General features: G+C 53.8%; 14 protein-coding genes. 9 read left to right on the top strand and 5 right to left on the bottom strand.

The genetic code is table 11. The features are described 5' to 3' along the window. Positions 1 to 214 precede the first annotated feature (214 nt). Positions 215 to 916, top strand: a complete 702-nt coding sequence (locus V4U88_RS00230; protein ID WP_334071206.1) for a 3D domain-containing protein — start codon at positions 215 to 217, stop codon at positions 914 to 916. A gap of 53 nt (positions 917 to 969) precedes the next feature. Here V4U88_RS00230 and V4U88_RS00225 read toward each other — a convergent pair whose 3' ends face one another. Beyond that, entirely contained in the window at positions 970 to 1824 is an 855-nt protein-coding gene (locus tag V4U88_RS00225; RefSeq protein ID WP_334071205.1) for a polysaccharide deacetylase family protein, read from the bottom strand. A gap of 163 nt (positions 1825 to 1987) precedes the next feature. On the opposite strand from V4U88_RS00225, the gene V4U88_RS00220 reads away from it, so the two are divergent. From V4U88_RS00220 to mobB, 5 genes are read left to right on the top strand one after another with little or no spacing between them, the layout of a single operon-like run. Further along, positions 1988 to 2683 carry a dihydroorotate dehydrogenase electron transfer subunit gene (locus V4U88_RS00220; protein ID WP_334071204.1) on the top strand — a complete coding sequence of 232 codons (696 nt, stop codon included), beginning with the start codon at positions 1988 to 1990 and terminating at the stop codon, positions 2681 to 2683. Beyond that, complete coding sequence (locus tag V4U88_RS00215) at positions 2680 to 3612, top strand: dihydroorotate dehydrogenase (RefSeq protein ID WP_334071203.1); 933 nt, start codon at positions 2680 to 2682, stop codon at positions 3610 to 3612. Before V4U88_RS00220 ends, V4U88_RS00215 begins: the two co-directional genes overlap by 4 nt. 39 nt (positions 3613 to 3651) lie before the next feature. Further along, on the top strand, positions 3652 to 4002 hold the full coding sequence (locus V4U88_RS00210) for a prenylated flavin chaperone LpdD (RefSeq protein WP_334071202.1): 351 nt from the start codon (positions 3652 to 3654) through the stop codon (positions 4000 to 4002). Then, on the top strand, positions 4002 to 5273 hold the full coding sequence (locus V4U88_RS00205) for a molybdopterin molybdotransferase MoeA (RefSeq protein ID WP_334072031.1): 1272 nt from the start codon (positions 4002 to 4004) through the stop codon (positions 5271 to 5273). The genes V4U88_RS00210 and V4U88_RS00205 overlap by 1 nt, the downstream gene beginning before the upstream one ends. Then, on the top strand, positions 5270 to 5821 hold the full coding sequence (gene mobB, locus V4U88_RS00200; RefSeq protein ID WP_334071201.1) for a molybdopterin-guanine dinucleotide biosynthesis protein B: 552 nt from the start codon (positions 5270 to 5272) through the stop codon (positions 5819 to 5821). Before V4U88_RS00205 ends, mobB begins: the two co-directional genes overlap by 4 nt. A 61-nt stretch (positions 5822 to 5882) precedes the next feature. On the opposite strand, the gene xerS is transcribed toward mobB, so the two are convergent. From xerS to V4U88_RS00185, 3 genes are all read right to left on the bottom strand, one after another. Continuing rightward, positions 5883 to 6983, bottom strand: a complete 1101-nt coding sequence (xerS, locus tag V4U88_RS00195; RefSeq protein ID WP_334071200.1) for a tyrosine recombinase XerS — start codon at positions 6981 to 6983, stop codon at positions 5883 to 5885. A 42-nt stretch (positions 6984 to 7025) separates the two neighbouring features. Beyond that, a complete protein-coding gene (locus V4U88_RS00190; protein WP_334072030.1) occupies positions 7026 to 7694 on the bottom strand; it encodes a spermine/spermidine synthase in 669 nt (222 codons plus the stop codon). 202 nt (positions 7695 to 7896) lie between these two features. Next, entirely contained in the window at positions 7897 to 8307 is a 411-nt protein-coding gene (locus tag V4U88_RS00185; protein WP_334071199.1) for a MarR family winged helix-turn-helix transcriptional regulator, read from the bottom strand. Between the two features lie 150 nt (positions 8308 to 8457). Between V4U88_RS00185 and V4U88_RS00180 the strand changes: the two genes are divergently transcribed. The 3 genes from V4U88_RS00180 (at position 8458) to V4U88_RS00170 (ending at position 12034) form a co-directional block, all read left to right on the top strand. Beyond that, positions 8458 to 9693 (top strand): MFS transporter, encoded by a 1236-nt coding sequence (locus tag V4U88_RS00180; RefSeq protein ID WP_334071198.1) that lies wholly within the window; start codon positions 8458 to 8460, stop codon positions 9691 to 9693. Between the two features lie 493 nt (positions 9694 to 10186). Beyond that, positions 10187 to 10336 carry a hypothetical protein gene (locus tag V4U88_RS00175; protein WP_334071197.1) on the top strand — a complete coding sequence of 50 codons (150 nt, stop codon included), beginning with the start codon at positions 10187 to 10189 and terminating at the stop codon, positions 10334 to 10336. Between the two features lie 138 nt (positions 10337 to 10474). Further along, entirely contained in the window at positions 10475 to 12034 is a 1560-nt protein-coding gene (locus V4U88_RS00170; protein WP_334071196.1) for a 2-isopropylmalate synthase, read from the top strand. A gap of 99 nt (positions 12035 to 12133) precedes the next feature. On the opposite strand, the gene V4U88_RS00165 is transcribed toward V4U88_RS00170, so the two are convergent. Continuing rightward, on the bottom strand, positions 12134 to 13060 hold the full coding sequence (locus V4U88_RS00165) for an L-lactate dehydrogenase (RefSeq protein WP_334071195.1): 927 nt from the start codon (positions 13058 to 13060) through the stop codon (positions 12134 to 12136). Positions 13061 to 13074 lie beyond the last annotated feature (14 nt).

The raw sequence follows: 13074 nt of genomic DNA, 5'->3' as shown, positions 1-13074 counted from the left end.
GGCTTTCGCAGAAGCGGGAGGCCGCCTCTTTTTCTTGCTTTTTTGTCATTTTTGTCATTGGCATAAGATAAAAAAATGGCTTTAAAGCGCGGTTTTCAGCTCCTTGGAAACAATTGCTTGGTCATATGGTTACAAAATTGTGATATATTGAGTAGGCCAGAACCTGGTATGACAGGAGACTATCGCCGCAGGCATTTTCAAGGAGGACGTCAGCATGAAACAACATCATAGACATAAGATACATTGGAAGCGAATGATAGGAGCCGCCGCCATCGCGATCGGACTCGCGGGGACGCTGCAAGCCGCTCCGGTATTTGCGGAAGCGAACGCTATACATAAGGCAAAGGAGGGGGACACCTTTTACCTGCTTGCCGAGCAATATGGGGTAGAGGTGAACCAACTGAAGCTTGCGAATCCGTCGATCTCGGCCACGAACATCTATGACGGTTTGGATATCGTCATTCCCGGACGGGAAACGGATCCCCCGCAAGCCGCAGGTTCCATGACGGTGAAAGGCAATTTGGAGGAAGCGCTTCCCACGCTCAAGGTCGCTGAAAACGACAAGGTCGTGGAGGCATGGGGGAAATCTTTCAATTATTCCAAGACCGTGGACGTGAAGGCGAGCGCCTACTCCGCCTCGGCCGCGGAGAACGGGGGATGGGGGGCCGTGGACTATTTCGGCAACCCGCTGCAGCTCGGGACGATTGCGGTCGATCCGAAGGTGATTCCGATGGGAACCAAAGTGCTGGTTACAGGCCATAGCCATGCGAATCTGCCGAAAAAAGCCTTCGTCGCGACCGCCACGGATCAAGGCGGCGCCATCAAGGGCCGCCGAATCGATATTTTTATTCCGGGTAAACAGAATGATGTCAAAACTTTCGGATTTCAGGATGTCACTTTATACATTTTAAAATAAGCCTAATTGCACGGAAGCAGCAGAACTGGTATGGTTCTGCTGTTTTTTTAGGTTCATTTAAATTTTGGCAGGTTGAGCAGCTCCGGCAAGGTGACGAATTGATACCCCCGGGCTCTTAGCGTTTTAATGATTTCCGGCAGGGCTTCGATCGTACCGGTCAAATCGGAGCCGTTCCCCCCGCCGGCGTGAAACAGCACGATGGAGCCGGGCCCCGCGGCGTTTAACACATTGGATTTGACCTTGGAACTGTCAATTCCTTTCCAATCCAAGGAATCGACGTTCCAGTTTACGATCGTGTACCCGTTTTTCTTGGCCCATTTCACCTGTTCTTCATTGATTTCCCCGTATGGCGGACGAAGAAACTTGGGGCGGTAGCCGATGATTCCGCTCAGTATGTTTTCGGTACGCAATATTTCTTGCTGGAATTGTTTTACTGACCGGTTCCTAAACTGCGGGTGACTAAAGGAATGATTGCCGAGGATATGGCCTTCCCGGTGGATTCGGCGAACGAGATCAGGGTTTTTCTTGACCCGGTGGCCTACGGCGAAGAAGGTCGACTTCACATGGTACTGGCTTAATATATCCAGAATCCGGGGAGTAAAGCGGGGATCTGGAACATCATCAAAAGTTAAAGCTATCTTCTTGACGTCAGGCCCGCGAAATTTAAAGGTCTCCGAATATTGACGGCGCAATTCTCTCAGATTTTTCGGTTTGGCGGTGGTTTCTATCGATTCGGGAGCCGCCGGAACACACCTAAAAACCCCGGCCCCGGTTGCTGTTTGGGAGGTCTCTTTCCATGCGGCGGGTTCCATGGCTGCGACAGCACCGGCAGGTGACCCCAGCAGCAAAACGGCGAGCAGGCCCGAAATTCCACAGGCGATCCGCGAAAGTGTGATTATTCTGGACATAAAAAAGCCCTCCTTCATCAGGACATCGGTCAGGTAATGGTATGCCCTAAATTTCCCACCCCTATTCAAAGTGACAAATGTCACAGACTGTGAGGCCCCAAAAAATGCATCTTAAATGAAGCATACCGCTTATGGAATAAATGCAACGGAAGGGGAGAGGGCCTTGCCGGAAATTTTAGCGAACGAACAGGTTGCCGCAGGCGTATACCGATTGACCGTAGGGGGCCGGTTTGAAGGAAACATGGGGCAATTTTACATGCTGCGTGCATGGGAGCAATATCCATTGCTTCCCCGGCCACTTAGTATCTTTAACATTACGGAGCACAGTATAGAGTTTCTATACCTGGTTGTTGGAGAAGGAACGCGGATTCTCTCCTCGCTTCGCAGAGGGGATTCGGTGCAACTCGAAGGTCCGCTCGGCAACGGGTTTCCCGCCCCTGCAGGAAAGACGGCCATGATCGGCGGAGGGATCGGCACGGCTCCGTTTTATTACGCCCTTGAGCGGATCAAGGATGCGGATCTGTATTTGGGTTTTAGCAGAGAGGCGTATCTTGTGGACGAGTTTCGCCCGAGAACAACGGGAAATGTGGTCGTGGATGTCGGGGGGATAATATTGGATCAAGTTGATTTTAACAGCTATGACACGATTTACGTCTGCGGTCCCCACAAAATGCTGGAAGCCGCTCAACAGCGGCAGCTGGCTTCGGGCACCAAAGCCGACGTGTACGTTTCCCTGGAGAACCGGATGGCCTGCGGGATCGGCGCATGTCTGGTCTGCAGCGTGCAGTGCCGGGATAAACGCAAAAAAGCGTGTACGGACGGTCCCGTTTTTCGCGCGGAGGAGGTGGTCTTCTCATGATCGATACCACTTGCCAAATCGCCGGCATCCCGTTCAAGAACCCGATCGTCATGGCTTCGGGAACGTTCGGGTTCGGCAACGAATACGGTGCCTTGTATCATTTGAGCCGTTTAGGCGGCATTTCGGGGAAAGGGTTGACGCTTCATCCCAAACAGGGGAACAACGGACTGCGGGTCTATGAGACACCGTCCGGCATGCTGAACAGCGTAGGGTTGGAAAACCCGGGCATTCCCGCCTTTTTAAGGGATGAGTGTCCGCGTTGGGAAGCGCTGGACCTTGTGCGCATCGTCAATTTGGGCGGAAACACGATCCAGGACTACGTGGAAGGCGCCAGACTGCTTCAGGAAGCGGCCTGGGAGCGGGCGCAGGAGCAACGTACGGCATTTGATATGATCGAACTCAACATCTCCTGTCCGAATGTGAAGGCCGGGGGGATGGCCTATGGAATTCAAACGGAAACGGCAAGAGAAGTGGTGAGGGAAATCAGGGCCGCCACTTCGTTGCCGCTGGTGGTCAAGCTGTCGCCAAACGCGGAGAATATCGTGGAGATGGCGGAAATGTGCGAGAAGGAAGGGGCGGACGGCGTTTCCCTCGTCAATACGTTCTCGGCGATGAAAATCGATATCCGCAAGCGCCGCAGTGTCTTTGACAATTTGTATGCCGGACTGTCCGGCCCGGCGATCAAGCCGATCGCGCTCCGCATGGTCCATCAGGTTAGCCGGGCCGTGAGCATTCCGGTAATGGGGATGGGCGGCATCAGCAGCGCCGAAGATATTCTGGAGTTTATCATGGCCGGGGCGGAGGTGGTTCAGGTGGGGACCTTCAATTTCGTGAACCCGCGAGCCGGTATCCAACTGATCGAGGATTTGGAGTTGTTAATGGGCGAGGAAGGGATCTCCTCTTTGGACGAAATCCGCGGAATCCTTTAAAATAGAAGCCAAGCATGTTTATTGAAGGAGGCTTCGCACATGAACCACGGTTTTGAGGATATTCGGCTGGTGAGCGTGCCGATGGGACGGGACCTCCTGATTATGATCACCGGTGGGGAAGCCCATATCGGTGCGGCATCCACCGCTTATCCGGTCGCCGGAGGGGCCGAGGTTCAGACCTCGGCCGTCCCGGGCCACAAGGAGCATGTCCTGACGGAAAGCTTGGCCAAACGGGCAGCGGCGGCGTTGTCGTGTACCATAACTGTCGTGATGGGAATTCATTATGACGGGCTGTCCCGGGAAGAAATCCAACGGATTTCAAGCATAACGGATGAACGGATGAATGAGTTCTTAAGAAGCGCGCAAACACAGGAAGGGGCCGAACAATGATGACAGATCTGAGCCAAAAAGAGGATAAGTTCCGGCGTCGGGCTATTTCGGTTCGAGAGGGACAGGAGAAGGTTCTGGCCCACACCCGGATCGCGGAAACGGAATGGATTCCCCTTCACGAAGCGCAGGACCGGATTATCGCCGAAGATATTCTGGCTCCGCATCCCTATCCGCATTTCCGCCGGTCGGGGATGGACGGTTTTGCGGTTCGGAGTGCGGATACGGCCGGCTGCACCTCCGAGAAGCCCGTATACTTGGAAGTGATCGATGAGATCCCTTGCGGAAGTCTTCCCTCCGTCGCGCTCGTGCCGGGTACGGCCGCCCGGATTATGACCGGAGCCAAAGTGCCGGACGAGGCCGATGCCGTCGTCATGTTTGAAATGACGGAGGCCGGGGTATCCCAGGGGAAAGACATGATTATGCTGAAACGCGAAATCGCGCCGGGCAGCAATGTAACGCCGGTGGGTCTGGAACTGGCCGCCGGGGAGCTGGTTCTGGAGCGGGGGCGGCGAATCTCGGCCGGGGAGATTTCGGTGCTGGCCACATTCGGGGTGCACCGCGTCCCGGTGACAAAGCGTCCGAGTATCGCGATTTTCTCCACGGGCTCGGAACTGCTCGGTGTCGAAGAACCGCTGCAGGACGGGCGAATCCGCAACAGCAATACGTATATGCTGGCGACCCAGGTCCGGGAGGCGGGCGGAGAGCCGGTCATCCTTGAAGCGATCGCCGATGATTTGACCACGGCCCGGCAGAAAGTACAGGATGCTTTCGCGTTGTACGATTTCGTGATCACGACCGGCGGGGTCTCGGTCGGCGATTTTGACATCATGGCGGATTTGGTCCAGAGCGGTGACGTGGAGATGCTGTTCAACAAAGTGATGATGCGTCCCGGAAGCGTGACGACCGCCGCGGTCAAGGACGGCAAGCATTTGTTCGCCTTATCGGGGAATCCCGGGGCCTGCTTCGTCGGCTTCGAACTGTTCGTAAGGCCCGTCATCGGCCGGATGCTCGGCATAAACGAGCCGTTTCTCCCTGAATGGGAGGCGGAATTGGGCCGGGATTATACGAAGGTCAACAACTTCACCCGTTTTGTGCGCGGACGGCTTGAGGTTCGGGAAGGGCGCTTGTACGCTTATCCGGCTTCGCTGGATGAGTCCAGCGTAATGATTACGATCAAGGACAGCGATTGTCTGATTGTCATTCAGCCGTCCAGCAGAGGTGTTAAGGCCGGTGAAACGGTTACTGTGCTGCGCCTGCCGGGTGCCCGATGATCCCCGTCATCCAGGTCGTCGGTTACAAAAATAGCGGGAAGACCACGTTGATCGGCCGTCTGCTGCCGCTGCTGCGGGAGAAGGGCGTGCGTGCAGCCGTGATCAAACATGATGTGCACGGATTCGAAGGCGATGTGCCGGGGACCGACACCCATAAATTTCGCATGTCCGGGGCCGCGGCAACCGCAATTACATCTCCATGGCGGACCGCAGTGGTCGAGGAGCGGGAGTCCCCGCTGACCGATTTGATCGAACGGTTTCAGACGTATGATTTGATCGTGATCGAAGGTTTTAAGCGCGAGCCTTATCCCAAGCTGGTACTGGTTCGCGATGAAGGGGAAGACCTTGGCCTGCTGGATTCGCTAAGTGATGTGATCGGGGTTATTTACCGTCCGGGTCACAGTTGCTCTGGCGGCGATCCTGGGGAAGCGGTTGACTCCGCTATGAAGGACATTCATCGGGATTACGGTGTTCCCGTGTTCCATGCGGAGAACGTGGAAGAGATAGCCCGATGGATCGGGCAAATGTTCGTTAATCCTGGTAAATAAACGAAAAGGTGGCCAAGAGAAGGATGCTCTTGGCCACCTTTTTTGACAAGGTTCCGTATTTTCAGGAGCCGATATCCGCCCTAGCCTCGTTACGCCGCTCGATCGCTTCGGACATCGTTTTATCGGTCAGATGCGCATAGACCTCGGTCGTTTCCGTGGAAGCGTGACCGAGCTGTTCTTTCGTTTTGTAAATATCGTTTTGCAAATAATAGTCCGTGGCAAAAGAATGGCGCAGCTTATGCACCGTCAAATAAGGCTTGCCGAACCGCTTGGCATACTTGATAATCATCGCCTGTATCGCCCGCTTGGTCATCCGTTTGCCTTCCTTCTGGCCGTTCGGAATCGTGACGAAAAGGGCCTTTTCCCGTTTTGGCGTCTTGTACCGGGTCTGCCGAAGCATCAAATAATGGGTCAGATCGTCCTTGGATTGCTCGCGAAAATAGACGGGAGTTTTGAAAGTCTCATCATTGTTCCCTTTTCGGTACACATACAGCAACTTGTTCGCAAGATCGAGATCGTCGACATTCAGGTTGACCAGCTCCGAAACGCGCAGTCCCGAATTCAGGATCAGGCTGGCGATGCAGGCGTCGCGTTCCTTGTTCTGCTCGTAGCTATGGAGCGCCTGCTTGTTGTTTTGAATATCCGCGCCGTACCCCTCCGCGATGTAGCCGATGAATTCCAGAAGCTCGTCTTCCTCCAAAATTTTCCCCTTTAATTTGGCGGCGGTGTCCTTGGGCTTGTGAATCCGTTTGATTTCCACCTTCGCCATGATGTTCCGTTTCAGCAATGGATAAAAGTTCTCATCCTCGGCAATTTGGCTCAGGTAATGGAACAGCGAACGCAGGGAGGACATCTTCCGGGAGACCGTGATTCTTGCATTGGTACCCTCGGTCCGGGTCGTCAGATGAATTCGGTAGCCTACAATGCTCTCCATCCGCAGACGCTCCAATTCCAACAGCGTAACTTGCGCGTTGCCGGCCGCCTCCGAAAGACCCTCGGCGCGCAGCCAGTTGAAGAACTGCTCATAATCGCGAACATATTCCAGAAGGGTGGAGGGAGAAAGGTCCGGCAGCTTATAGTCGATAAATTGCTGGACGAACCAGGGCATATCCACGACCCGTTCATCGAGTTTTTTGCGGTCGATCGCTTTTTGAATCGTCATGGTTACACCTCCTTGAACCGATAAGCCGCTTGGGCGGACGAATCAGTTTTGAATCAGAAATATGTAGTCCGGTACTCCGTTTTGCTGGGGGACCTCAAGAGATTGAACATTTCCGTAAAAGCGCTCCAGCCGGGCAACAAACTCCGGAGAGGGCGTCGCGCTCCAAAACGTCACACATCCCCCCGGTTTGAGCCGGCTCCGAAGCCGGGCCAGCCCGTTTTCATCATAAAGGGAGCCGTTGGCGTCAAATACTTTCCAATCCGGTCCGTTATCGATATCCAGGCATATCAGATCAAAAATTTCATCCGTTTGGAAAAGCCACTTTACCAAATCGTCATGAATCAGCCTCGTTTTCGGGTGGGAGAGGGCATTGCCGGACACCGGGGCCAGTACCGAACGGTTCCATTCGATCACTTTTTGTTCAATTTCCACAACGGTAACCGTACGAACACGATCATCCTTCAAGGCCTCCTGCAACGAAAAACCTACGCCCAAGCCGCCGATCAATACCGACTCGCAGCATTTGGCAGAGTTCAGGGCGCTTCGGACAAGCAGTTGTTCCGATTCTCCATTGTACGTCGCCATCAGAAAGGTTCCATTGCTGATTACCTCGAAATGCTCGCCCCTGCGCTGAAGCTGTATTTCCCCCCGCAGCGTCTCGGCTCGCTCAATGATCTCGACAGGGCTGTCATAATCGTTCAATTCAAGCACCTCCGTCAACCTATTTTCCGCGTTCCTAATTCAACTCGAATATAGAGGACAACGACGAGGTTGTCAAATAGTGCCTTTTGTTTCAAAATTTCATTATATGAAAAATTCAAAATAGTAAACCTTATATTCCTCGTCCCTATCACAGTTCCCCAAGTTCACCATTTTTCTCTCCATATCCGCAAACCCGAAGAAAAATAGCGGATTAGTCAAACGTCCGGTTCAGCTTGGCCAGAAGCCGGCCGAATATCACCTTCTCTTCCTCGGACCAATCCCGGATCAAACGGGCGATGCGGTCGGTGCGCGATTTTTTGGAGACCGCGAGCTCCTGTTTGCCGAGTTCGGTGATTTGCAGGGAATAGGCCCGTCCGTCCGTAGGATCGGGAATCCGTACGACATATTCTTTTTTCTCCAAAGCCGCCGTTTGTCTGCTTACGGTAGAGATGTCCAGCCGGAACTCATCGGCGAGCGCCTTAACGCCGGCAGCGCCGTTAGCGTGAATTTGATGCAGGAGCAAATAGGCCGATCTGTCCAGATTCCCGTGTTTCCGGTTCGTTATTCGCCGATACAAGATGGCAAGCTCCACCTCAATCGTTTCCAAAGCTTGTTCGTCCATGACTAAGACCTCAGTTCACATTAAATTTAAAATAAGTTGACACCGTTGGATGTAGTTGTATAATACAATAATGTACTTTCATAATACAACTAATTAATCCGGAACCAAATTCAAAAACATCTACGTTCCGTAAGGCAAGGAGAGAAAAGCATGTCAAATCAAGTATACTCCGATCCGAAGCCGGGATCGACTTCGATCGGGGAGAAGCATGGAATTCTGAATCAGTCGCGTGCCGTCTGGGCTGTGTTTTTTGCGGGAATCATCGCTTTCATGGGAATCGGTCTCGTGGATCCGATTTTGCCTGCGATTGCGGAGAAGCTGCATGCTTCCCAGAGCCAAGTCACGCTGTTGTTTACGAGCTATAACGCTGTCATGGCGGTTGCCATGCTGATTACGGGGACGCTCTCCTCAAGGCTCGGTATGAAGCGGACGCTGCTCGCCGGTATTATTGTGATCGCTATATTCGCCGCACTCGGCGGATTGTCCGACAATATTTGGACCATTATCGGTTTGCGGGGGGGATGGGGACTCGGAAACGCCTTGTTCGTAGCTACGGCGCTTTCGGCGATCGTATCCTTATCCCAGAGCGGAACAACGCAGGCTGTTATTTTATACGAAGCCGCCGTGGGTCTGGGCATTTCTGTCGGCCCGCTGCTCGGCGGGTGGCTGGGGGCCATCACCTGGAGAGGCCCGTTTCTGGGCGTAGCTTCTTTGATGGTCGTTGCGTTTATCGGTCTCATCACCCTGATGCCCAAATCCGAGGGTGCTTCCCAAGGACAAAGCAGCACTTCGCCGTTGGAGCCGTTTCGGGCCTTAAAGCATCGCCCTCTGGTCGTATTCGGCCTCACCGCTTGCCTGTATAATTTCGGTTTCTTTACGCTGATGGCGTACGCTCCCTTTGTAATGGGCCTGGACGAACACGGGTTAGGCTACGTATTTCTCGGCTGGGGCGTTCTGCTGGCCTTCACCTCCGTATTTACGGCCCCACGCCTGCAGCGCAGGTTCGGGACCGTCCGCTCGATGGGATTCATGCTGTTTCTGTTTGCGCTAACCCTGCTGGCCATGGGGATTTGGACCGAGATCCAGTGGGTCGTTATCGCCTGTGTAATCTTTGCCGGTGCACTGCTGGGGAACAATAATACCTTAATCACCGCGGGGGTGATGAATGCTTCGCCGGTGGAGAGATCAACGGCCTCCGCCGCATACAGCTTCCTGCGCTTTCTTGGCGGCGCGATTGCCCCGTTCTTGGCGGGAAAGTTGGCGGAATGGTATAACCCGCACATTCCTTTTGTGGTCGGTGCCGGATTCGTACTGCTCTCCGTCCTGATAATTCTTTCCAATCGCCGACATGTAAGCCATGTGGATGAGATGGGAGCGGGACACTAAACGAGTGCAGCCAACGCAACAAAAAATCAAGGTTGACTTAATTTTTGATAATGGCATATAATAGCACCAAGTTTCAAATTGAAAGGCAAAGAAAAGGAGCAGGCCATACGGGCTCTTATGTCCAGAGAGCGGCGAACCAGCTGAAATCGCCGTCTTAATCCCGAGTGCCGACTCGCCTTGGAGCCGTTGTCCCGAACTTGATCTTGTAAGGACAACCGGGTTTAAAGCACCCGTTAACATGCTCGCTTAAGCGATTTTTGTATTGCTTGGCGCCGAGGCTGTGTTTTCGTTTATTCCGGAAGCACAGTGAATTTGGGTGGTACCACGGAAGAGCAACCCCTTTCGTCCCATTGTACGTTTGATGCGTACGGGATGAGAGGGGTTTTTTAGTTTTAGTTGCAAATAATGAATGATCGGCTATGAAAAGGAGCAGGTCCTACGGGCTCTTATGTCCAGAGAGCGGCGAGCAGGCTGAAATCGCCGTCTTAATCCCGTGACCGACTCGCCTTGGAGCCGCGTTCCCGAATCAGACCGGGGATCGGATAATATCGTCCGGATCCGCCGGCTGTTTAAGAAGCGCCGGATTGTACCCGTTATCGTACAGGAAACCGCCGGAGTTCCGGGCTCCCGCGGTTTCCGTTGAGACCTACGATGGGAGCATCGGAGGTAAATCAGGGTGGTACCGTGAAAGCAACCTCTTTCGCCCCTGCCAAAGCCATTGTTCGGCTTGGCGGGAGCGAAAGAGGTTTTTTTAATAACTTTAGAAAAGGTGGGAATGAACATGCGCAAAATTTATGTATTCGACACAACCCTGCGGGATGGGGAGCAGTCTCCGGGAGTCAGCTTGACGACGGAAGAGAAGGTGGAGATTGCCCTTCAATTGGAACGGCTCGGCATCGACCGGATCGAGGCCGGCTTTGCCGCCACATCTCCCGGCGATCTGCAGAGCATCCGGGAGATCGCGAAAAGGGTTAGGCACGCAACGCTGTTGAGTCTCGCCCGCTGCCACACGAAGGATATCGATGCGGCCGTGGAAGCGCTGAAGGAAGCGGAGGACCCTTGTTTGCATCTTGTTTTGGCCACCTCGCCGATTCACCGTGAGCACAAACTCCGGATGAGTCAGGACAAAATATTGGAGACGGCGGAGGCGGCGATCCGGTATGGCCGGAAATTTTTCAGCAAAGTTGAATTCTCCGCCGAGGATGCCAGCCGAACCGAGATCGACTTTCTGTGTAAAGTGACGGCGATGGCGATTTCCGCCGGGGCGACGGTGGTCAATCTGCCGGACACGGTCGGATTTGCCACGCCCGAGCAATTCGGGGCCATGTTCCGGACCATCAGATCTTCCGTTCCGGGGATCGAGAAAATTCAGCTCAGCACGCACTGCCATGACGATTTGGGAATGGCGACCGCAAATACGCTGGCGGCGATAGCCAATGGGGTCGATCAATTCGAGGGAACCATAAACGGCATCGGGGAACGGGCCGGAAATACCTGCCTGGAGGAGGTGGCCTTGGCGCTCGAAACGCGCAGCGATTTCTACGGTGCCAAGACCGGGCTCGTGTTGAGCGAGATTTATAAAACCAGCCGGCTGGTCAGCAAATATACGGGGATGAGCGTCCCTGGGAATAAAGCGATCGTCGGGGCTAACGCCTTTGCCCATGAATCGGGGATCCATCAGGACGGGATGCTTAAACACCGCGGCACTTATGAAATTATCTCTCCCGAAACCATCGGTGCCAGTTCCAGCAAGCTGGTGCTCGGCAAGCATTCGGGACGGCACGCGTTTAAGGAAAAATTGGTCGATCTCGGCTATTCCCTGAACGAGGAGCAGCTGAATATCGCTTTTGCCAAGTTTAAGGCGTTGGCCGACCGGAAAAAGAATATCCTGTCCGAGGATATTCGGGCTCTCTTGGATGAGAACATTTCGAATGAGACGAAGCTGTTTGCCCTGGATAACCTCCAGGTAATTTACGGAAACCGGTCTTTGCCTACCGCGTCGGTCCGTATCTTGAAGCAGGACGGCACCATCGTCGATGAAGCCGCCGTAGGCAACGGTTCGGTGGACGCGGTGTATCGCGCACTGTCCAAAGCTACGGGGTGGCGGGTGGAACTGGAAGATTACAGTATCCATTCCGTGACGCCGGGGACGGATGCGCAAGCCGAGGTGCATGTTGTCATCAAGGCGGCAGGTGAAACTTTCTCCGGCCGGGGAACCAGTACCGACATCGTCGAAGCCAGCGCCAAAGCCTTCCTTGAGGCGATCAATCGCGTGGCTGGCCGGAAGCATCCGGAGCGGAAGCCGGATCAGGAACGGGACGGCAATATCGTGATCTATTGACCGGCTTCATTAGGATTGGCAGGAAGAGGTAAAGCAAAATCCCCTGGGCAGTTGATTCCTGCTTGCAGGGGATTTTGCTTTCAAGCGTTATTATGTGTATTACAGCTCCAGCTTGGCGATTTCCGATTTCAATTTGTTCGCGGATGCCTGGAATTTTTCGAGCTCTTGGCCGCTCAGCGTGAGATCCAGAACCTGGCGAACGCCGGTGCGATCTACGATGCTCGGTACACCGATATAAACGTCGGATACGCCGTTGTAATCGTTAAGCAGCGTAGATACGTTGAGAACGGAGCCCTCGTTTTGCAGAATGGAGACGATAATCCGATCCAGGGCCAGAGCAATGGCGTAAGAAGTCGCGCCTTTGGCGTTGATGATCTCATAAGCCGCATTTTTGGTGCTGTTGAAAATCTCTTCCCGATCTTCTTCGGAGAATTCCAGACCGATGCCGGCCACATTGGCCAGACTCCACAGCGGAACCTCGGAATCGCCGTGCTCGCCTACGATATGCGCGTGAATACTGCGCGGGTTGATTCCTTTATTCTGTCCGATCAAGTAACGGAAACGGGCGCTGTCCAGCAGGGTGCCGGAGCCGATGACGCGATTGGAAGGGAATCCGCTCTTTTTTAAGGACACATAGGACAAAATATCGACCGGGTTCGTAGCGACCAAAATGATCCCATGATCGTTGTATTTGACGATGTTCTGAATGATCGTGTCAAAAATGTCCGCATTCCTTTTCAGGAGATCGATTCGCGTTTCCCCCGGACGCTGGGAAGCGCCCGCGGCAATTACAATGACATCGGCATTCGCGCAATCGCTATAATCGCCGGCCCAGAGCTTAACCCCTCCGGTAAACGGAAGCCCGTGATTCATATCCAAGGCTTCACCAAGCGCCTTATCCTTATTCGCATCAATAAGTACGAGTTCCGAAACTCTTTCGCGAAGCAAAAGGGTGTAAGCGGTAGTTGCGCCAACTGCGCCTGTCCCAATAATCACGACTCTACTGGAACGAAGTTGAGTTTTCATTGATTCATCTCCCT

Origin of the sequence: Paenibacillus sp. A14 (assembly GCF_036864815.1) — a bacterium.
Classification (GTDB): domain Bacteria; phylum Bacillota; class Bacilli; order Paenibacillales; family Paenibacillaceae; genus Fontibacillus; species Fontibacillus sanfengchensis.
The sequence above is the reverse complement of the archived record's forward strand: the minus strand, read 5'-3'. Positions and strand labels throughout refer to the sequence as shown.